Source organism: Stappia sp. G46H5W (assembly GCF_058448995.1).
The window spans coordinates 199,800-220,260 of the sequence record NZ_JBZFLL010000005.1 but is presented as its reverse complement, the minus strand read 5'-3'; the positions used below and the strand labels follow the sequence as shown (position 1 = coordinate 220,260).

19 protein-coding genes are annotated in these 20,461 nt (G+C 67.0%); 9 read left to right on the top strand and 10 right to left on the bottom strand.

The annotated features are described in order from the left end of the window. Positions 1–50: 50 nt before the first annotated feature. From rho to hemE, 3 genes are all read right to left on the bottom strand, one after another. Positions 51–1,316 (bottom strand): transcription termination factor Rho, encoded by a 1,266-nt coding sequence (gene rho / locus ACVJ6E_RS16600; RefSeq protein WP_067224528.1) that lies wholly within the window; start codon positions 1,314–1,316, stop codon positions 51–53. Between the two features lie 341 nt (positions 1,317–1,657). After that, a complete protein-coding gene (gene hemJ / locus ACVJ6E_RS16595) occupies positions 1,658–2,083 on the bottom strand; it encodes a protoporphyrinogen oxidase HemJ (protein ID WP_067224530.1) in 426 nt (141 codons plus the stop codon). Positions 2,084–2,134: 51 nt separating this feature from the next. Further along, positions 2,135–3,160 carry a uroporphyrinogen decarboxylase gene (hemE, locus tag ACVJ6E_RS16590; RefSeq protein WP_120269924.1) on the bottom strand — a complete coding sequence of 342 codons (1,026 nt, stop codon included), beginning with the start codon at positions 3,158–3,160 and terminating at the stop codon, positions 2,135–2,137. Positions 3,161–3,615: 455 nt separating this feature from the next. Here hemE and ACVJ6E_RS16585 point away from each other — a divergent pair, with 455 nt between their 5' ends. From ACVJ6E_RS16585 to dnaQ, 5 genes are all read left to right on the top strand, one after another. After that, positions 3,616–4,467: a pyruvate, water dikinase regulatory protein gene (locus ACVJ6E_RS16585; RefSeq protein WP_120269923.1), complete on the top strand. Its 852-nt coding sequence runs from the start codon at positions 3,616–3,618 to the stop codon at positions 4,465–4,467. A gap of 40 nt (positions 4,468–4,507) precedes the next feature. Next, on the top strand, positions 4,508–5,104 hold the full coding sequence (locus tag ACVJ6E_RS16580; RefSeq protein ID WP_120269922.1) for a Maf family protein: 597 nt from the start codon (positions 4,508–4,510) through the stop codon (positions 5,102–5,104). Further along, positions 5,101–5,940, top strand: coding sequence for a shikimate dehydrogenase (locus ACVJ6E_RS16575; RefSeq protein WP_120269921.1), 840 nt, complete (start codon positions 5,101–5,103; stop codon positions 5,938–5,940). Before ACVJ6E_RS16580 ends, ACVJ6E_RS16575 begins: the two co-directional genes overlap by 4 nt. Then, positions 5,937–6,524 (top strand): dephospho-CoA kinase, encoded by a 588-nt coding sequence (gene coaE / locus ACVJ6E_RS16570; protein ID WP_120269920.1) that lies wholly within the window; start codon positions 5,937–5,939, stop codon positions 6,522–6,524. Before ACVJ6E_RS16575 ends, coaE begins: the two co-directional genes overlap by 4 nt. Positions 6,525–6,699: 175 nt before the next feature. Beyond that, positions 6,700–7,404, top strand: coding sequence for a DNA polymerase III subunit epsilon (gene dnaQ / locus ACVJ6E_RS16565; protein WP_120269919.1), 705 nt, complete (start codon positions 6,700–6,702; stop codon positions 7,402–7,404). A gap of 50 nt (positions 7,405–7,454) precedes the next feature. Here dnaQ and ACVJ6E_RS16560 read toward each other — a convergent pair whose 3' ends face one another. After that, positions 7,455–8,441, bottom strand: a complete 987-nt coding sequence (locus ACVJ6E_RS16560) for a 2-hydroxyacid dehydrogenase (RefSeq protein ID WP_067338418.1) — start codon at positions 8,439–8,441, stop codon at positions 7,455–7,457. Between the two features lie 262 nt (positions 8,442–8,703). Between ACVJ6E_RS16560 and ACVJ6E_RS16555 the strand changes: the two genes are divergently transcribed. Further along, on the top strand, positions 8,704–9,333 hold the full coding sequence (locus ACVJ6E_RS16555) for an SH3 domain-containing protein (protein WP_120269918.1): 630 nt from the start codon (positions 8,704–8,706) through the stop codon (positions 9,331–9,333). A gap of 99 nt (positions 9,334–9,432) precedes the next feature. Here ACVJ6E_RS16555 and fabI read toward each other — a convergent pair whose 3' ends face one another. The 3 genes from fabI to fabA all read right to left on the bottom strand — a co-directional run bounded on the left by fabI (position 9,433) and on the right by fabA (position 12,323). Further along, a complete protein-coding gene (gene fabI, locus ACVJ6E_RS16550; RefSeq protein ID WP_120269917.1) occupies positions 9,433–10,269 on the bottom strand; it encodes an enoyl-ACP reductase FabI in 837 nt (278 codons plus the stop codon). Between the two features lie 86 nt (positions 10,270–10,355). Further along, entirely contained in the window at positions 10,356–11,573 is a 1,218-nt protein-coding gene (gene fabB, locus ACVJ6E_RS16545) for a beta-ketoacyl-ACP synthase I (RefSeq protein WP_120269916.1), read from the bottom strand. 189 nt (positions 11,574–11,762) lie between these two features. Continuing rightward, positions 11,763–12,323 (bottom strand): 3-hydroxyacyl-[acyl-carrier-protein] dehydratase FabA, encoded by a 561-nt coding sequence (fabA, locus tag ACVJ6E_RS16540; RefSeq protein ID WP_120269915.1) that lies wholly within the window; start codon positions 12,321–12,323, stop codon positions 11,763–11,765. 376 nt (positions 12,324–12,699) lie between these two features. Between fabA and irrA the strand changes: the two genes are divergently transcribed. Then, positions 12,700–13,119 carry an iron response transcriptional regulator IrrA gene (gene irrA, locus ACVJ6E_RS16535; RefSeq protein WP_371811442.1) on the top strand — a complete coding sequence of 140 codons (420 nt, stop codon included), beginning with the start codon at positions 12,700–12,702 and terminating at the stop codon, positions 13,117–13,119. A 112-nt stretch (positions 13,120–13,231) separates the two neighbouring features. Here the strand turns inward: irrA and nth are convergent, their stop codons facing one another. Next, entirely contained in the window at positions 13,232–14,017 is a 786-nt protein-coding gene (gene nth, locus ACVJ6E_RS16530; RefSeq protein WP_120269913.1) for an endonuclease III, read from the bottom strand. 22 nt (positions 14,018–14,039) lie between these two features. Here nth and ACVJ6E_RS16525 point away from each other — a divergent pair, with 22 nt between their 5' ends. After that, entirely contained in the window at positions 14,040–14,609 is a 570-nt protein-coding gene (locus ACVJ6E_RS16525) for a DUF2244 domain-containing protein (RefSeq protein WP_120269912.1), read from the top strand. A 43-nt stretch (positions 14,610–14,652) separates the two neighbouring features. Here ACVJ6E_RS16525 and ACVJ6E_RS16520 read toward each other — a convergent pair whose 3' ends face one another. Continuing rightward, the gene (locus tag ACVJ6E_RS16520; protein ID WP_120269911.1) at positions 14,653–16,461 is read right to left on the bottom strand and encodes a VHL beta domain-containing protein; all 1,809 of its coding nucleotides are present in this window, start codon (positions 16,459–16,461) and stop codon (positions 14,653–14,655) included. 226 nt (positions 16,462–16,687) lie between these two features. Between ACVJ6E_RS16520 and ACVJ6E_RS16515 the strand changes: the two genes are divergently transcribed. Next, positions 16,688–17,584 carry a methylated-DNA--[protein]-cysteine S-methyltransferase gene (locus ACVJ6E_RS16515; RefSeq protein ID WP_120270205.1) on the top strand — a complete coding sequence of 299 codons (897 nt, stop codon included), beginning with the start codon at positions 16,688–16,690 and terminating at the stop codon, positions 17,582–17,584. A 7-nt stretch (positions 17,585–17,591) separates the two neighbouring features. Here the strand turns inward: ACVJ6E_RS16515 and mutS are convergent, their stop codons facing one another. Beyond that, the gene (mutS, locus tag ACVJ6E_RS16510; protein ID WP_491676486.1) at positions 17,592–20,372 is read right to left on the bottom strand and encodes a DNA mismatch repair protein MutS; all 2,781 of its coding nucleotides are present in this window, start codon (positions 20,370–20,372) and stop codon (positions 17,592–17,594) included. Positions 20,373–20,461: the final 89 nt, after the last annotated feature.

Here is a 20,461-nt window from a genome sequence, read left to right as displayed (position 1 = left end):
TTCACGTGAATCTTTCAAGATGGCGCGGGGCCGTGCCCCACCCCGCTCCGTCAGGTGTTCATGCTGTCGAAGAAATCGTCGTTCGACTTGGTCTGACGCAGCTTGTCGAGCAGGAACTCGATGGCGTCGACGGTACCCATCGGATTGAGGATACGGCGCAGGACGAACATCTTCTTCAGGTTCACCGGCTCGACAAGGAGCTCTTCCTTGCGGGTGCCCGAACGCTGGATGTCGATGGCCGGGAACACGCGCTTGTCGGAGATCTTGCGGTCCAGGATGATCTCCGAGTTGCCGGTGCCCTTGAACTCTTCGAAGATGACCTCGTCCATGCGGCTGCCGGTATCGATCAGCGCGGTCGCGATGATCGTCAGCGAGCCGCCCTCCTCGATGTTACGGGCCGCACCGAAGAAGCGCTTCGGGCGCTGCAGCGCGTTGGCATCGACACCGCCGGTCAGCACCTTGCCCGAGGACGGGACGACGGTGTTGTAGGCGCGGCCGAGGCGAGTGATCGAGTCCAGCAGAATGACCACGTCGCGGCCGTGCTCGACCAGGCGCTTCGCCTTCTCGATGACCATCTCGGCCACCTGGACGTGACGCACCGCCGGCTCATCGAACGTGGACGACACCACTTCGCCGTTCACCGTGCGCTGCATGTCCGTCACTTCCTCCGGCCGCTCGTCGATGAGCAGCACGATCAGGTAGCATTCGGGATGGTTGGTGGTGATGGACTTGGCGATGTTCTGCAGGAACACCGTCTTGCCGGTCCGCGGCGGCGCGGTGATCAGCGCGCGCTGGCCCTTGCCGAGCGGGGCGACCAGATCGATCACGCGCGAGGAGAAATCCTTGCTGGTCGGGTTCTCGACTTCCATCTTCAGCCGCTCATCGGGATAGAGCGGGGTCAGGTTGTCGAAATGGACCTTGTGGCGCGCCTTCTCGGGGTCTTCGAAATTGATCTTGTTGACCTTGAGAAGCGCGAAATAGCGTTCGCCTTCCTTGGGGCTGCGGATCTCGCCTTCGACCGTGTCGCCCGTCCTCAGCGAGAAGCGACGGATCTGCGACGGCGAGATGTAGATGTCATCGGGGCCCGGCAGATAGTTCGCGTCCGGCGAACGCAGGAAACCGAAACCGTCCTGCAGCACTTCGACGACACCCTCGCCGATAATGTCGACGTCCTGGGCAGCCAGCTGCTTGAGGATGGCGAACATCAGCTCCTGCTTGCGCATGGTGCTGGCGTTCTCGACCTCATGTTCCTCGGCGAAAGCAAGGAGTTCGGTCGGCGTCTTGATCTTCAGATCTGAGAGTTTCATTTCCCGCATGGGCAATGGATGGTCTTCTGCTAGAGGGGTGGAGAGGTAGATGCGTGTGATCCCGCGCCGCATATGGGCAACCCGGATCATCAGGAAAAGGGAATGGCTGCGGGTCGACAATCGGAGCTGTCGTTCCGACCTGGTGCTTCTCCAGTTCCGGTTTCGCACGCGGGTCAAGACCGCCGCTCCGGAACTTCGCCAACACCATGCCCGCAGGATGTGAGGTTGACGGAATCTACATTTTTAAATTCGTCAGGGCAAGCACCATTCGTCGAGTGCTCGCAATATTGTCACGTCGGGCGCAAGACTAACCCTCTCCGCCCGACGCAGGGTTATCACAGCTTAACCGCTCAAAACGGCTTGATCACCACCAGAATCACGATCAGCACCATAAGTACGGTCGGCACTTCGTTGACGATCCGATAGTGGCGAGAGCTGTGCGTGTTGGCATCCGCGGCAAATTGGCGCACGCAGCGCGCAAGGTAACCGTGCAATCCGCTCATCACGAAAACCAGCATCAGCTTGGCATGCAGCCAGCCCGACGAGAAGAACCCGCCCTCATAGGCAACCCACAGGCCGAAGATCCAGGACGAGATCATAGCCGGCGTCATGATCGCCTTGAGAAGGCGCCGTTCCATGACCTTGAAGGTCTCGCTCTGCGGCGTGCCCGGCACTGTCTCCGCGTGATAGACGAAAAGCCGCGGCAGGTAGAACATCGCGGCCATCCACGCGATGACCGAGATGATGTGCAGAGCTTTCAGCCAGAGATAGAGCATCGATCATCCGTTTCCAGAGGGAATTCTGCCAGGGCCAGGCCCTGGCAGCCGTCAGGACGCTTCGAGAGGATCGGGAGCCTGACGCACGCGTTCGATCATGCGCGCGACGTTCTCCGGATCCGCGTCCGGTGTCACTCCATGCCCCAGATTGAAGACGAGCGGACCCTGTCCAAGTGTCGCAAGCACCTGGTCGACGCCCTCGTCCAGCGCCCGGCCACCGGCCACGAGCCGCATCGGGTCGAGATTTCCCTGCACCGGAACCAGCTTCTGGATCTCGCGGGCAAGCCCGCCCGGCACGGTCCAGTCGAGGCCGACCGCATCGACGCCCGTTCCCGCGATGTAATCCGCCAGCCGCGAGCTTGAGGCTTTCGGGAAGCCGATGATGCGCGCGCCCGGCACGGCCGCGCGAACGCCGTCGACGATTGCCCGCGTCGGCGCGATCGACCAGCGGCGGAAACCCTCGTCATCCAGGACGCCCGCCCAGGTGTCGAAGATCTGCACCGCGTCGGCGCCGGCCTTCAACTGCCGCACCAGATAATCGATGGAGGCGGTGACCAGCTGGTCGATGAAGGCTTGCATCAGCTCAGGATCGCGATAGGCGCCGATCCTGGCGGCCGTTTGCTCCTGGGTGGTGTGACCGGCCACGGAGTAGCAGGCGACCGTCCAGGGGGCTCCGCAGAAGCCAAGCAGCGTCACCTCGTCCGGGAGTTCCCGGCGCAGGCGCGCCACGATCTCGATGACGGGGTCGAGATGCCCGACCGCGCGCCTCTGATCGAGATTGCCGACGAGCTTGTCGCTGAGCGGTTCCAGCACCGGTCCGCGCCCTTCCTCGAAGCGAACGGGATATCCGAGCGCATCGGGAACCACGAAAATGTCCGAGAAGAGAATCGATGCGTCGAAGCCGTAGCGCCGGATGGGCTGCAAAGTGACTTCCGTTGCAAGCTCTACGTCGTAACAAAATTCAAGAAAGTTAACTCTTTTTGAACGGGTGGCACGGTACTCGGGAAGATACCGGCCGGCCTGTCTCATCATCCAGATCGGAGGCGGCCAGAGCCTTTCGCCGGCCAGCACCTGCATGATCCGTCGCGACGCCGTCTGAGACACGAGACCCCCTTTAAAAAAGAAAAGAATCCTTGAAAGAGGATTCTGTTGTTTTTGTTTGGCACTGGACAACCGGGATTATCGGTTGTCGACACGGCTCCACATGACCTGTTCGCTCACTGCCTGTCGAGGGGTTTCGGGCATAAGCCCTTTTCCCCATGATGGTGATAACCCGGATTTCGCTTTCAAATCAGACGACTGAAGCTTTGTTAACCATCTGTTAACCTTTAAGGCACGGTCGAACAATCTGGGGACGGGCGAAGAACAATCCGGTTTTCCCCGTTATGGGCGATCCTTCCGTCTCCGGCTCTTGCCCGCCTGTGCAGTGTTGATTGTTTTCGCGCTTCGGGCATGGTTTTGCGGGTCCGGCCTCGAAAGGGCCTGTTTGACCACACTAACCAGCACAAACGCCGCGGGCAGGGGATAACAGCTTGGGTAAGACTCGTAACTTCTTCCACCTGCACATGGTTTCGGACTCCACCGGTGAAACTTTGATGACGGTGGCACGCGCCGCGACGGCCCAGTACGAGGACGTGCAGGCGATCGAGCATGTCTATCCGCTGGTGCGTTCGACGCGGCAGCTCGACCATGCGCTCGACGAGATCGAGCATGCGCCGGGCATCGTCCTCTACACGCTGGTCGACCCGGAGCTGGCCGGCCGCCTGGAGCAGGCGGCGCGGGCTGCCGGCGTTCCTTGCGTGAACATCCTCTCGCCGGTCTTCGCGGTCTTCCAGTCCTATCTCAATGTCCGCCTGACCGGCCGTATCGGCGGCCAGCACGCGCTCGATGCCGACTACTTCCATCGCATCGAGGCGCTCAATTTTACCATGCTGCATGACGACGGGCAGATCCCGGACAATCTCGACGAGGCGGATGTGGTGCTTCTGGGCGTCAGCCGCACCTCGAAAACGCCGACCTGCATCTATCTGGCCAATCGCGGCATCAAGGCGGCGAACATTCCCATCGTTCCAGACATCCCCCTGCCCCGCCAACTCGGCGAGCTGCGCCGGGCGATGGTGGTTGCCGTGGTCGCCTCGGTGGAGCGCATCCAGCAGGTGCGGCAGAACCGCATTCTCACGCTGAACGCGGGCGGCTTCGAGAACGAGACCTATGTCGACCGCCGGGTGATAGCCCGTGAGATCGCGGTAACGCGCAAGATCTGCGCCGAGCACGGCTGGCCCCTGATCGATGTCACCCGCCGCTCCATCGAGGAAACCGCCGCGGAAATCATGAGCTTGTACCGGGCTCACAAGAGCACTCTGGCAAACGGCGGCGTGGCCTGATATCGCCTGAAGCGGCCTTCAACAGCTTGCGGATGGGTTCATGACCGACATCATTCTCGCCAGCGGCAGCCGGATCAGGGCCGAGCTGCTCGCCAATGCCGGCCTTGCCTTCCGGGTCGACCCGGCACAGGTGGACGAGCGCGCCGTCGAGGCGCCGCTGCTGGAGGCCGGCTTTCCTCCGGAGGACATCGCCCGGGTTCTGGCCGAGGCCAAGGCTCAGGAAACGAGCGCCCGCAATCCCGGGGCCCTGGTCATCGGCGCCGACCAGGTGCTCGAGTTCGACGGCCGCCGCCTGACCAAGCCCGAGGATATGGAGGCGGCCCGCCGTCAGCTTCTCGCCATGTCCGGCAAGCGCCATCAGCTGCATTCCTCGGCCGCGATCGCCCTCAACGGCGAGACCGTGTGGTGCGGTACCGCGACCGTGCACATGAAGATGTGGCCTTTCGGCCCGGAATTCGTCGGCCGTTATCTCGCCGCCACCGGCGATATCGTCCTGTCGAGCGTCGGCGCCTATCAGCTCGAGGGGCGCGGCGTGCAGCTCTTCGAGGCCATTGAGGGCGACTATTTCACCGTGCTCGGTCTTCCGCTCCTGCCGCTGTTGAAGCAGCTGCGCGAGATGGGAGCAGTCGAGACATGACGCGCCGTGCCGCGATCACCGGCTATCCCGTCAGCCATTCCCGCTCGCCGCTGATCCACAACCACTGGCTCGCCCTTCACGGCATCGATGGCACCTACGAGCGCATCGCCGTGGCGCCGGATGAAGCCCATTGCTTCTACGAGTCTCTTGGCGACCAGGGTCTCGTCGGCTGCAACGTGACGGTGCCCAACAAGGAGGCGGCTGCCGAGGTCTGCGCGACCCTCGACGAGGCGGCCCGCGCGATGGGCGCGGTCAACCTGTTGTGGGTGGAGGGAGACGGCCGTGTGCACGGCGCCAACACCGACGGCCTCGGCTTTCTTGGCAATCTCGACCAGATGGCGCCCGGTTGGGACGAGGGCCTGCGCGAGGCGGTGGTCCTGGGCGCCGGAGGGGCGGCCCGTGCCATTGTCTGGGCCTTGCTATCGCGCGGTGTGAAAACCGTGACAATCGTCAATCGCACAAGGTCGAAAGCCGAAGAACTCTGCGCCCGTTTCGGGTCCGACTCGAAGGCTGCCGACTGGGGAGAACTCACCAGTCTTCTGGGGAGCGCCGGGTTGCTCGTCAACACGACCTCGCTCGGCATGCAGGGCCAGCCGCCGCTGGAGATCGACCTCTCCACGCTTCCCGTCTCCGCGCTGGTGACGGATGCGGTCTATGCGCCGCTGGAAACGCCGCTGCTTGCGGCGGCACGGGCCAGGGGCAACCCGGTGGTCGACGGGCTCGGCATGTTGCTGCACCAGGCGGTGCCTTCCTTCGAACGCTGGTTCGGTGTGCGCCCGCAGGTGACCGACGAGCTGCGCGCCCTTCTGCTCGCGGATCTGGGAGTGGCTGCGTGATCGTCCTCGGCCTCACCGGCTCCATCGGCATGGGCAAGAGCACGACGGCGCGCATGTTCGCCGAGGCCGGTGCCGCGGTCTACGACGCGGATGCGGCCGTACATCGGCTCTATTCCGGCAAGGCGGCGCCGCTGATCGAGGCCGGGTTTCCCGGCACCGTCGTGGACGGCACCGTCGACCGTGTCCGGCTCGGCGAACGGGTGATCGGCAAGCCGGACGAGATGAAGCGGCTGGAGGCGATCGTGCACCCGCTGGTGCGCGAGGCGGAAAACGCCTTTCTTCAGGATGCCGCGCGCCGGGGCTGCCGTGTCGCCGTACTCGACATTCCGCTGCTGTTCGAGACGGGCGGCGAGCGCCGCGTGCGGGCCGCCGTCGTCGTCACCGCCTCGGCCGAGGTCCAGCGCGAGCGGGTGCTCGCCCGCCCCGGCATGAGCGAGGCGCGCCTCGAAGGCATCCTCGCCAAGCAGATGCCGGACGCGGAAAAGCGTCGCCGGGCTCATTTCCTCATCGATACGGGTAAGGGGCTGGAGCCCGCGCGCCGCGCGGTCGGCGCGGTCCTGCGGGCCGTCGCCGCCCTTGCCTGAGGAAAAGCGCGCGCACAAACCGCGCAAAAGCGGTTGATCAACCGGGTATCAGCTGGGGAAAACCGGTGGGTGACGGCATGTCGCCATGCGCCTTGCTGTCGCGGCCGGGCCTGATCTGAGACACTGATATCGGCCGCCTTGCGGGCCGGCCGGCACGAAAACGGGGACCTCAACCTTGCGGGAAATCGCCTTCGATACGGAAACGACCGGCCTTGATCCCAGGAACGGCGACCGCCTTGTGGAAATCGGCGGCGTCGAGCTGATCAACCACGTGCCGACGGGCCGCACCTATCACGTCTACATCAATCCCGAGCGCGACGTGCCGCTGGAGGCGTTCAACGTGCACGGGCTGTCGACGGAGTTTCTGGCCGACAAGCCGAAATTCGCCGAAGTCGCGCAGGAGTTCCTGGATTTCGTCGGCGACGCGGTGCTGGTGATCCACAACGCCTCGTTCGACATGGGCTTCATCAACATGGAGCTGTCGCGCGTCGGCATGGGGCCGATCCCGCCGGCGCAGGTGCTCGACACGCTGGCGATCGCCCGGCGCAAGCATCCCGGCTCGCCGGCCTCGCTGGATGCGCTGTGCTCGCGCTACGGCATCGACAATTCGCGCCGGACCAAGCACGGCGCGTTGCTCGACTCCGAGATCCTGGCAGAGGTCTATATCGAGCTGATCGGCGGCAAGCAGGCGGGCCTTGCCTTCAGCGCCGAGGAGGAAACGCGCACGGACACCGTCGTCCATGAGCGCACGCGCGCCCAGCCGCGCCCCGTGCCGCTGGCGCCGCGCCTCACGGCGGCCGAGATTGAGGCCCATGCCGGCTTCATCTCGGGCATGGGCGACAAGGCCCTGTGGAAGCGTTACGAGCCCGGCGAGGCCTGAAGACGGCCATCAAAAGGACGGGCAGGGACGGGTTCCCCCGTCCCTCATCCTCACAGCATGGACGGCAGGACGCGATCCGGCGGACGGTGGCCGTCCATGAAGGTCTTGATGTTGATGATGACCTTCTCGCCCATGTCGACGCGGCCCTCGACCGTTGCCGATCCCATATGCGGCAGCAGCACCACCTTGTTGGAGGCGACCAGCTTCGGGTTGACCGCCGGCTCGTGCTCGAACACGTCGAGGCCGGCACCGGCGAGCTGGCCGGCATCGAGCTGACGGATGAGGGCGGCCTCGTCGATCACCTCGCCGCGCGCGGTGTTGACGATATAGGCTTCCGGCTTCATCAGCTTCAGCCTCCGGGCCGAGAGCAGGTGATAGGTCGCCGGGGTATGCGGGCAGTGGATGGACACGACGTCCATGCGCGCCAGCATCTGGTCGAGGCTTTCCCAGTAGGTCGCCTCGAGCGACTCTTCCACCGCCTCGGAGACCCTCCGGCGGTTGTGGTAGTGGATCGACATGCCGAAGGCCTTGGCGCGCCGGGCCACGGCCTGGCCGATGCGGCCCATGCCGATGATGCCGAGCCGCTTGCCCCAGATCCGCCGGCCGAGCATCCAGGTCGGCGACCAGCCGCTCCACTCGCCATGCTCCAGCACCTTGATGCCTTCGGCGATGCGGCGCGGCACGCCGAGCATCAGCGCCATGGTCATGTCGGCCGTGTCCTCGGTCAGGACGCCCGGCGTGTTGGTGACCGTGATGCCGCGATTGTTGGCGGTGATGACGTCGATATTGTCGACGCCATTGCCGAAATTGGCGATCAGCTTGAGATTGGGGCCGGCCTGGGACAGGACGGCGGAGTCGATGCGGTCGGTGACCGTCGGCACCACCACGTCGGCCGTCTTCACCGCCTCGACCAGCTCGGCCTGGCTCAGCGGCCTGTCGGCTTCGTTGAGGCGCGTCTCGAACAGCTCGCGCATCCGCGTCTCGACGACGTCGGGCAGTTTGCGTGTCACGACGACCAGTGGCTTCTTCCTGGGCATGCTCCTCGCCTTTTCGCGCTCTGTTGAGGGCTCCTTAACCCTACCTGTCCGAAATTGCGTCGTCGTCGCCGCAGCGGCCGGGCCGACGCTTCAGTTCTCATTACCAGATGGTCCGGTCAAAACAAGGGACCGGAGTGCGCGATGGCGCCGGATGGCGGGCTCAATGCGGCCCTGCCTTGAAAATGTGCGATTCTCGGTCTTTCGCTGAACCCGCCGCGCGGGCAGCGGCGATACGGATGTCGAGGGAAAGGACAGGAACCCCATGCGAGGACTGGCAAGGCGGTGCAGCGATCACGACAGGCAGCTGGCGGACGACGCCGGCCGGTCGCACGCGCGCCCTGCGCCGCCCCGCATCCGCAGGCCCCTCACCCGCGTGCTTGCCGCCGCGAGCCTCTGCCTGCTCCTGCTGGTGCAGGTGCTCGCCGGACCCGGTGCAGCCCTTGCCCAGAGCACCACAAAGGGCCCGAGCGGCTTTCCCGTGCCCCGTTTCGTCAGCCTCAAGTCCGAGCGCGTCAATGTCCGCGTCGGCCCGACGCTGGAGCACCGCATCGGCTGGACTTATGTCCGCGCCGGCCTGCCGGTCGAGATCGTCCAGGAATTCGAGAACTGGCGCCGTATCCGCGACTGGCAGGGCGAGGAGGGCTGGGTGTTCCATTCGCTGCTCAGCGGCCGCCGCACGGCGCTGGTGACCCCCTGGGAACAGTCCGGCACCACGCCGCTGCGTGCCGAGCCGCGCTCCGATGCCCGCCTCGTCGCCGAGCTGGGGCCGAACGTTTTGGCCAATGTCGGCAGCTGCCGTGAGGGCTGGTGCCGGATCAGCGGAGAGAAGTTCGCCGGCTGGATCGACCAGACGCGCCTGTTCGGCGTCTATCCGGACGAAACGTTCGAATAAGCTGACTTTCTGCAAGATACTGGAATACAAAGAAAAACGGCGGCCACGCTTTTGCGAGGCCGCCGTTTTCGTTTCCTTGTTCGGACGCGAAAGCCGGTTTCAGACTTCCTCGATCTGGCGTGCGGCCTGGGCCTCGGCTTCCTGCGTCTTCAGCGCGTCGAGTCGGGGCATCGACACGGTGTTGTAGCCGCTGTCGACGAAATGCACCTCGCCGGTGACACCGGAGGACAGGTCCGACAGCAGGTAGAGCGCGGAGCCGCCGACCTCGTCGATGGTGACGGTGCGGCCGAGCGGCGAGTGCTGCTTCTGATAGTTGAACATCACCCGCGCGTCGGAGACGCCGGAACCGGCCAGCGTGCGCACCGGGCCGGCGGAGATCGCGTTCACGCGAACGTTCTGCAGGCCGTAATCCATGGCGAGATAGCGCACGGAGGACTCAAGCGCCGCCTTGGCCACGCCCATGACGTTGTAGTTCGGCATCACCTTGGTCGAGCCGCCATAGGTCAGCGTCACGATCGAGCCGCCGTTCGGCATCAGCTCGGCCGCCCGCTTGGCGATCTCCGTGAAGGAGAAGCAGGAGATCAGCATCGTGCGGGTGAAGTTCTCCCGCGTCGTGTCGGCATAGCGGCCGCGCAGCTCCGACTTGTCGGAAAAGGCGATGGCATGCACGAGGAAGTCGATGCTGCCCCACTCGGCCTTCAGCGTCTCGAACACCTGGTCGACGGTCGCGATGTCCTCGACGTCGCAGGGGATCAGCAGATTGGCCCCGACGCTGTCGGCCAGCGGCCGCACGCGGCGGCCGAAAGCCTCGCCCTGATATGTGAAGGCGAGCTCCGCCCCCTGTGCCGCGAGCGCTTTGGCGATCCCCCACGCGATGGAGTGATCGTTCGCGACGCCCATGACCAGACCGCGCTTGCCCTTCATAAGCCCGCTCATTCCCAACTCCTTCAGAGAAGCGGACGGGGCCTTGCCCCGCTCCGCCCGGTCCAGCCGTTGCCGGCCGGATGTGATTTGCGTGAAGATCAGCCGTTGTAGCGGCGGAAGACGAGCGTGGCGTTGGTGCCGCCGAAGCCGAAGCCGTTGGACATGATGGTGTTCAGGCCCGCATTGTCGATGCGCTCGCGCACGATCGGCACGTCGGCGAAGATCGGGTCGAGCTCCTCGATATGGGCCGACGGCGCGATGAAGTCGTTCTGCATCATCAGCAGCGAGTAGATCGCCTCATGCACGCCGGCTGCGCCCAGCGAGTGGCCGGAGATCGCCTTGGTGGCCGAGATCCGCGGCAGGTCCTTGCCGAACACGCTGCGCATCGCCTCCACCTCGCGCTCGTCGCCCACCGGCGTCGAGGTCGCATGCGGATTGATGTAGTCGATCGGCTCGCCGACATTGGCCATGGCCAGCTTCATGCAACGGGCAGCGCCCTCGCCCGAGGGGGCGACCATGTCGTAGCCGTCGGAGGTCGCGCCATAGCCGACGATCTCGGCATAGATGGTCGCGCCGCGCGCCTTGGCATGCTCGAGCTCCTCGAGCACCAGCACGCCGCCGCCGCCGGCGATCACGAAGCCGTCGCGGTTCTTGTCGAACGGACGGGACGCGTTGTAGGCGCTGTCGTTGTACTTGCTCGACATGGCGCCCATGGCGTCGAACAGGTTCGACATGGTCCAGTCGAGATCCTCGCCGCCGCCGGCGAAGACGATGTCCTGCTTGCCCCACTGGATCAGCTCGGCGGCATTGCCGATGCAGATGTTGGTGGTCGCGCAGGCCGCGGAGATCGAATAGTTGACGCCGTGGATCTTGAACGGGGTCGCCAGCGTCGCCGAGGTGGTCGAGCTCATCGCCTTGGGAACGGCGGTCGGTCCGATGCGGCGCGGGCCCTTGTCGCGGGTGATGTCGGCCGCTTCGACGATGGTGCGCGTCGACGGGCCGCCGGAGCCCATGATGATGCCGGTGCGCTCATTGCTGATGTCGCTCTCTTCGAGACCGGCATCGGCGATCGCCTGCTGCATCGACATGTAGGTCCAGGCCGCGCCCGGTCCCATGAAGCGGGTCGTGCGGCGGTCGAGCACCTCGAACGGGTCGACGGTCGGGGCGCCATGGACCTGGCAGCGGAAGCCGAGCCGCGCATAGTCCTCGGCCGGAACGATGCCGGACTTGCCTTCGCGCAGGCTCGCCGTCACTTCCTGGGTGGTGCCGCCCAGCGACGACACGATTCCCATTCCGGTTATCACCACCCGCCTCATCGCGGTCTCCCATGCTGTCTTTCGGATCCGGTCGCAGAAGCCGGTCCGGTATCATTCAAAATGTCGACCCTCGGCGCGGTCTCGCCATGCAGCAGTGCTGTCCGGGGGGCGCCTGGCCGTTTGCGCGGCCGGGCATGCCTTCACCAGATAGGCGCTGCCGCGCCGGCGATCAATCGTCCGCGTCGGGTCTCACTCGGCCTTGAACAGGCCGACCTTCAGGTCCTTGGCCTGATAGATCGTCTCGCCGTCCGCCTTCAGCCAGCCGTCGGCGATGCCGAGCACGAGGCGGCCGCGCCGCACGCGCTTCAGGTCGACGCCGTACTCGACGAGCTTGGTTTCCGGAGTGACCATCTTGGAGAACTTGATCTCGCCGGTGGAAATCGCGCGTCCGCGGCCCGGCTCGCCGAGCCAGCCGAGGAAGAAGCCGGTCATCTGCCACAGCGCATCGAGCCCGAGGCAGCCCGGCATGACCGGGTCGCCATGGAAATGGCAGGGGAAGAACCAGAGGTCGTCGCGGATGTCGAGCTCGGCGCGGACCTGACCCTGGCCGTGTTCGCCGCCATCCTCGGAGATCGAGGTGATGCGGTTGAACATCAGCATGGGCGGAAGCGGCAGCTGCGCATTTCCGGGGCCAAACAGCTCGCCGCGTCCGCAGGCAAGCAATTCATCGTAGGAGTAGCTCGATTGCCGCACGTTCTTCCCATTCCCGCAGGTTGATCGGTTGTCCCGTATGCGCAAGGCGGCCGCCATTGGCCGTCCTCGGACCGGGATCTGGTTCTGCCGCGCTTACTAACATAGCACCTTGCGCTCCGGAAACCCGTGAAGTGGCTTCCGGAATGAGCTTTTTCGCACTCCTTTAGGTCGACTTGCCACATTTTCTGCCCCAAGCGACCGTTCGGGCCGTCATTTTGACCCTTTTTCTGGCCACCTTGGCTGCGGCGGACAGGGCGAAGCTTGCAAATCGGGCGCGATCCGTGGCAGAAAACTGCCATGGAACTTGCGTGCCGGTGGGGGCAGTCCCCACATGAATGGCAGGCAAGGTCCCCGGCAGGGACGCCGATGACGACCGAAAACCGGTTCCCCGGCGAGCCGGGATGCAACGAGAACGGAAAGCGAGCGGGAAGACGTGGGCGAACTGCACCGGCATCGTGAGGTACAGGAAATGCTTCGTTCGGCTGGTTTGAGGCCGACCCGTCAGCGCGTTGCGCTGGCCGAACTCCTGTATTCCAGGGGTAACCGGCATATCTCCGCCGAGCTCCTGCACGAAGAGGCCGAAGCCGCCAACGTTCCGGTGTCGCTGGCCACCGTCTACAACACGCTGCACCAGTTCACCCAGGCCGGCCTGCTGCGCGAGGTCGCCGTCGAGGGCACCAAGACCTATTTCGACACCAACACCGACGACCACCACCACTTCTTCATCGAAGGCGACAACAAGGTGGTCGACATTCCCGGGTCCGGCGTGTCGATGGCTCGCCTTCCCGAGGCGCCGGAAGGCATGGAGATCGTCCGCGTCGACGTGGTGATCCGCCTGCGCCGCAAGGACTGAGCCGCGCGGCCTGCCGCTTCCCTCTTGAAATATCCGTGATTTGTGACAGGCCGAACGCGGGCGTGATCGCCCGCGGCATTTGCGTTGTCGTCCGGGGTCTGCCTTGCCCTATCTACGCTGCAGGGCGGCGCGTGTTTTCCGGGCTCTTGCACAGATCGGCGATCAGGCATTTCTCGCAGTCCGGCTTGCGGGCCTTGCAGATATAGCGGCCATGCAGGATCAGCCAGTGATGGGCGTGCAGCAGGAATTCCGAAGGCACCGCCTTTTCCAGCGCCTTCTCCACCTCCAGCGGGGTCTTGCCCGGCGCCACTCCGATGCGGTTGCCCAGACGGAAGAGATGCGTGTCGACCGCGATGGTCGGCTGGCCGAAGGCGATGTTCAGCACCACGTTGGCGGTCTTGCGTCCGACGCCCGGCAGCGTCTCCAGCGCCTCGCGGTCCTGCGGCACTTCGCCGCCGAAGCGGTCGATCAGCAGCTGCGACAGGGCGATGACGTTCTTCGCCTTGTTGCGGAAGAGCCCGATCGTCTTGATCGCCTCGCGCAGCCGGTCTTCGCCGAGCTCGACCATCTTCTGCGGCGTGTCGACGGTCTCGAACAACGGCCGCGTCGCCTTGTTGACGCCGACATCCGTCGCCTGCGCCGACAGGGCCACGGCGACCAGCAGCGTGTAGGGGTTGACGTAGTGCAGCTCGCCGGTCGGCTCCGGATTGGCGGCGTGGAAGCGCGCGAAGATCGCGTAGAGCTCGTCCTTGCTGTAGCGCGGACGTGCCGCGCGGCGGGGCTTGGCCGCCTTCGGCTTGGCGGTGGCTTTGGTCGCTTTTACGGCCTTTGCGGCCGATGTGCCGGCCTGTAGGGCGGGCTTGCGCGACTTGCGGGGATCGGGCTGGTTCGCGGTCATTCCTCCTCTATAATCATCGCTCATGACGAGCGGCAATCCGAAAACCGAGCGGCCCGATCCGCAAGACCTGGCCTCCGATCCGTTGCATGCGGATCCGGACAGGCCTTTCTTCGCGGCCCTCCTGACGCCCTACCGGTCGCTCGGGCCGGAGGGCTTCCGCATTCTCATGCTGGTGGTCTGCGCCATCTGCCTGAGCGCCGGCCTGTTGTTCCTGTCGCTCGGCGCCTGGCCGGTCTTCGGCTTTCTCGGCCTCGATATCCTGCTGATTTTCTTCGCCTTCCGCTGGAACTACCGGGCGGCTCGAGCTTATGAGGAGGTGCAGGTCTCGCGCACCGAAATCCGCATCCGCAAGGTGCTGGCCTCCGGGCGCGAGCAGCTCTACTCGTGCAACCCGTTCTGGGCGCGCCTGCATGTGCGCGAGGAGGAAGACGAGGGCGTCGTGCGCATCACGCTGACCGCCCGCGACATGTCGGTGGACATCGGCGGCTTCCTCAATCCGGAAGACCGCACCAGTTTCGCCGGTGCCCTGCGACAGGCGGTGGCACTGGCCCAGGCAGGCGGACCGAGGCCCGACCTGCCGGCGACCGCCTGAACGTCCCTTTCCCGTCTTGCGGCGGCAAGCAGCGGCTGCCGGATCAGAAGATCCGGCAGAACTGCGGAGGCATGCCCGGCCGCTGCCAGGTGACCGTGTTGCCCGTGCCGGTCAGCGCGTAGCCGCGCCCGACATAGTTCAGCTCGCCGCCGCCGCCCGAGCGGTCGGGCAGCGTTACCGGCGAGAGGCCGCGCTCGCGCACGGTCGCGGTGCGGCGGTCATTGTCGATCGTCACGTCCAGATAGGCGCCGCTGTCGCAATCGTAGGAGAGCGGCAACACGTCTCCGGCCGGCGGCAGCGGTTCGGGCGGCAGATATTGCGGCGGCGGCGCCGGCTGGTAGACCGGGCCCGGCTCCGCATCCGCGCGGCCCGGCAGGATCGTGACCGTGCGCGTGCCCCCGCCCGCCAGGTAGATGCCGAGGCACCGTCCGCGCAGGTTCGAGACCAGCCAGGGGTGGCCGGCCAGCGTGTCCTGGATCATCCGTCCGCCCGGCGGCACTTCCGCCTGGGTCTGGCGCAGCCCGTCGAAATCGAGCCAATGCACCACCACCGGCCGGTTGCGGTCGTTGACGAAGATCATCCGCGCGGGCTGGTCGCTGGGCACCGAGGTGATCTCGCCTTCCTCGAAGCAGCTGAGGCTGCCGGCGCCGCCCGCCACCGGCAGGCCGCGGGTCGTCTCCGGGGCCGGCGTTGCCACCACCGGTGCCGGGGTGGCGCAGGCCTGCTGGAAGCTGCGCACCGGCTGGGCGCTGCCCGACAGCGACACCCGGTAGCGCCAGTTGCCGGAAATGCCCACGTCCAGCGTCTCGCCGCGGATCATGCCGGTCCAGATCGGATCGTCCGCCGCCAACGTCACCACCGGCTCGGACTGGCCGGCCTCGTTGTTGGCGCTGGAGCCGCGCCCGGTATAGCTGCGCGATACGTCGCGGGCCGACAGCTGGACGGAAACCTGCTGGTTCTCGACAAGCGGGTCCGCGGTCGCGGCGAGCTGCATCTCGATGCGGTTGGAGCCGCGCCGGCAGCTCGCCCGGAGCGCCCGGTCGTCGGTCTGGCGCTGGCCGTAGACCAGCTGCAGCTGGTCGCCGCCGGCATCCTCGACATACCAGGTCCGCCCCTCGAACAGCGGCAGCTCCTGCCGGATGCCGGCCTGGCTCTGCGGCTGATCCGCATCGCGGGCCTCGTCGCGGCCGGGGCTCTCGTTCGCCTGGGCCGTCGCTGCAGCCTCGTCCTGCTGTCCTTGGGCGTCCTCGGCGGCGGTCGTGCGGGTCTCTGTGGTGCCCCGCGCCTCGTCGCGGCTGCCGCGCAGGCCGTCGTCCCCGCTCCCGTCGACGGACGGGCGCCGGATGCCGCCCGAACGCGGCGGCGCGCTCGGCCCCTGCCCGGACGGAACCGCCTGGCGCACGCCGTTTCCGCCTGCATCGGCCTGGCGGGACGTCGCGCCCTTCGTGGCCAACGTCACCTTCCAGTCACCGCAGATGTCGACGTCGTCGCGCAGGATCCGCCCGTCGGCGAGCACCAGCCGCAGCGAGCGCCGGCAGTCGATCTGACCGTCGTTCTTGGCGTCTCCCTCGACTTCCACGAAAACGCGCGCCTGCGAGCGGCGGCGCACCTGCATCGCTTGGCCGTCCATCTGCACTTCGCGGATCGCGGTGTCGTCGTCGGTCTGGATCATTACCAGCCGGCGCTGCACGCGTGGGCTGGACTGGCCGCCGGCCTCCTGTCCGCTGCCTTGCGCATGGACCGGCAGCGGCGTCAGCGCGGCGGCGATCAGCGCCGTCAGGCCGGCGGCAAGGGCCGTCCTGGCGAGGAGGCGGGTCGCGGGCAGGCAGGCAGCGGGGCGAAACTGGTGCATCGGCAGGTCCGTGTCTTTCTTCGCAATCGGCGCCGGGCGCCGTTCAACGCCGCACAGTGGCCCGCGTTTTTGACCGAAGCAAGACGCGCTGTCCTGGCCCGGCCGTCGCAAATCGGGTGGCGATGCGTTTCTCTCGCGACTAGGCTCCCGGGTTCATGACGAGGGTCGCATGAGCGGCCGGACAGCGAGCGTGACGGGAGATCCGGCAATGACGGTGATGCGCAACATGGACGAGGCCCTGCCGGCGGTGCCTGCGGCCAGCCTCCCCGAGGCGGCGAAGGACTACGACACCGTCCGCCGCACCCTCAAGGTGATCACCGAGACCTGGCGCGACCAGCCGGCGCTGGAGACCCTGGCGGCGGAAGCGGGCCTCGACCCGATCCAGCTGCAGCGGGTGTTCTCGCGCTGGGCCGGCATAACGCCGAAACAGTTCATCCAGGCGATCACCCTCGACCACGCCCGCGCCCTGCTGCGCCAGTCGGCCACCGTGCTCGACACCAGCTACGAGGTCGGCCTGTCGGGGCCCGCGCGCCTGCACGATCTCTTCGTCACCCACGAGGCGATGACCCCCGGCGTCTACCGGGCGCGCGGCGAGGGCGTCGAGATCCGCTACGGCTTTCACCCCTCGCCCTTTGGCCTCGCGCTTGTCATGGCGACGGAGCACGGCCTTGCCGGCCTTGCCTTCGCCGATCCGGGCGAGGAGCGCGCCGCGCTGGAGGACATGACCGGCCGCTGGCCGCGCGCTGCCTATATCGAGGACACGGCCTTCACCGCGCCGATGGCGCAGCGCATCTTCGCGCCCTCGCAATGGTCGGCGGAGCAGCCCCTGCGGGTGGTGCTGATCGGCACGGATTTCGAGATCCGCGTCTGGGAAACCCTGCTGCGCATCCCGCTCGGCCGTGCCACCACCTATCGCGACATCGCCGAGCGGCTGGGCAAGCCGACCGCCTCGCGCGCCGTCGGCCGGGCGGTCGGGCGCAATCCGATCTCCTTCGTCGTGCCCTGCCACCGGGTGCTCGGCAGCACCGGAAAGCTTTGCGGCTACCACTGGGGCCTGACGCGCAAGCGCGCGATCCTCGGCTGGGAGGCCGGGCTCGCCGGCCCCGTGCTGGAAAGCGTGTAAAGGCGGCTCAGGTCTTTTTGCGCGCCTGTTTCAGCTTGTAGAGCGCCTCTAGCGCCGCACGCGGCGTCAGGTCGTCCGGGTCGATGGCATCCAGCGCCTCCAGCACCGGATCGGGCGCGGCTTTCGCGGCCGGGGCGCTCGGTCTCGGCGCTGCGGCGGCGAACAGCGGCAGGTCGTCGATCAGCTGCTCGCCCGGCGCGCGCCGATCCTGTTCTTCCAGCTGCGCCAGCACCGCCCTCGCCCGCTCGATCACCACCGGCGGCAGGCCGGCGAGCTTCGCCACCTGGATGCCGTAGGACCGGTCGGCGGCGCCGGCGACGATCTCGTGCAGGAACACCACGTCCCCCTGCCATTCGCGCACCCGTACCGTGGCGTTGGTCAGCCGCGGCAGCCGGCCCGACAGGGCGGTCAGCTCGTGATAATGGGTGGCGAACAGCGCCCGCGAGCGGTTCACCTCGTGCAGGTGCTCGATCGCCGCCCAGGCGATGGACAGCCCGTCGAAGGTCGATGTGCCGCGGCCGATCTCGTCGAGGATCACCAGCGCCCGCGCGCCCGCCTGGTTGAGGATCGCCGCCGTCTCGACCATCTCCACCATGAAGGTCGAGCGTCCGCGCGCCAGGTCGTCCGCCGCGCCGACGCGCGAGAACAGCCGGTCGACCACGCCGATGCGGGCCGAGACCGCCGGCACGAAGGCGCCCATCTGCGCCAGGATGGCGATCAGCGCGTTCTGCCGCAGGAAGGTCGACTTACCGGCCATGTTGGGACCGGTGATCAGCCAGATGCGGCCGCCTGCCTCGCCCTCGCTCGGCCCCAGGTCGGCGTCGTTGGCAACGAAGCTGCCGCCGCCCTCGCGCTTCAGCGCCTGTTCGACGACCGGATGCCGGCCGCCGCGAATGTCGAAGGCCAGGCTGTCGTCGACCACCGGCCGGCACTGGTTCTCCGCCTCGGCCAGGTGCGCAAGGCCCGCCGCAACGTCCAGCACCGCCAGCCCGTCGGCGGCGCCCTTGATGGCCTCGCCCGCCTCGATCACCGCCTCGCACAGCCGGCGGAACACTTCGCTTTCCAGCGCCAGCGCCCGCCCGGCCGCATTGGCGATGCGGCTTTCCAGATCGGCCAGCTCTGTAGTGGTGAAGCGCATCGCGCCGGCCATCGTCTGCCGGTGGATGAAGCGCGCCGGATCGGCGGTCAGCTTCTCCGCATGGGTTGCCGGCACCTCGATGAACCAGCCGAGCACGTTGTTGTGCTTGATCTTCAGCGCCCGGATCGCCAGCTCGTCGGTCAGCGCGCCCTGCAGCTGGGCGATCACCTTGCGGCTGTCGTCGCGCAGCCGCCGCACCTCGTCGAGATCGGCAAGATAGCCCTCGGCGACAAAGCCGCCGTCGCGGGCAAGCAGCGGCGGCTCGTCCACCAGCGCCCGCTCCAGCTCGCCGGCAAGCTCGGCCGGAGCTGCCGCGATCCGCGCCAGCGCCACACCCAGCTCCTCGCCTTCGCTGCTTGCGTCAGCGAAGAGGCCGGCGATGTCGCGTGCCGCACCCAGACCGCTGGCGATGGCCAGCAGGTCGCGCGGACCGCCGCGCTGCATGGCGATGCGCGACAATGCGCGTGCCATGTCGGGCACGGCCTTGAGGCTTTCGCGCAGCCGCTCGCGCAGGTAGGTGTCGCCGACCAGCCGCGCCACCGCGTCCTGCCGCTTGCGGATCTCCTCCACCTCCGTCAGCGGCCCGGCCAGCCGGGCGGCCAGCAGCCGCGAGCCGGGGCCCGAGACGGTGCGGTCGATCACCGACAACAGCGATCCGGCGCGGTCTCCGGCGAGCGTGCGCATCAGCTCCAGGTTCGCCCGCGTTGCCGGGTCGATCAGCATCCGCCGCGAGGTCGCCTCGTGCGAGGGCGGGTCGAGCGGCGGGCGCTCGCCATATTGCGTGCGCTCGACATAGGCGATGGCGGCGGCCGCCGCCGTCATCTCCAGCCGCGAGAAGGTTCCGAAGGCCTCCGGCGTCGCCACGCCGTAATAGCGGGCCAGCCGATCGCTGGCGGTCGCCCCGTCGAACAGGCTGCGCGGCACCGGCGACAGCGCCGCCCCGGTCTCGGTGAGCTGCCGGCGCAGCTCCGCATCGTCGAGCAGCACGTCTGCGACGATGATCTCGCGCGGGTCGATGCGGGCAAGGTCCCCGGCCAGCTGCCGCGCATCGCTGGTGGCGACGCGGAAGGCGCCGGTGGAAATGTCGGCCCAGGCGAGGCCGTAGCTCGCCTCGTCCTCCAGCGATCCGGTGCGCGCCCGCGCCAGCGTCAGCAGGAAGTTGTTGCGCGCCGCCTCCAGCAGCCGGTCCTCGGTCAGCGTGCCCGGCGTCACCAGCCGCACCACTTCCCGCCGCACCACGGACTTGGAGCCGCGCTTCTTCGCCTCCGCCGGATCCTCGGTCTGCTCGCATACCGCGACGCGGAAGCCGAGCGAGATCAGCTTCTGCAGATAGTCGTCGGCCGCATGCACCGGCACGCCGCACATGGGGATGTCCTCGCCCAGGTGCTTGCCGCGCTTGGTCAGCGTGATGCCCAGCGCCCGCGAGGCCTCTTCCGCGTCCTGGAAGAACAGCTCGTAGAAATCGCCCATGCGGTAGAACAGCAGGCAATCGGGATTGGCCGTCTTGATCTCCACATATTGCGCCATCATCGGCGTCATCGCGGAGAGGTCCGGCGCGGGGGACGTTGCGCCGGAGCGCTCCGGCACCGAGGCGTCGTCGCCCTCGCGGAGCTGTGCTGTCGTGTGGGATATCTGCATGTCGTCGGCCATGCGGCAGACCCTAATGCGGCGGCGTGCGGGACGGAAGAGCCCGCGGACCTGCCTGCGCAGATCCTCCCCGGTTTCCGTCGCCGTGGGGC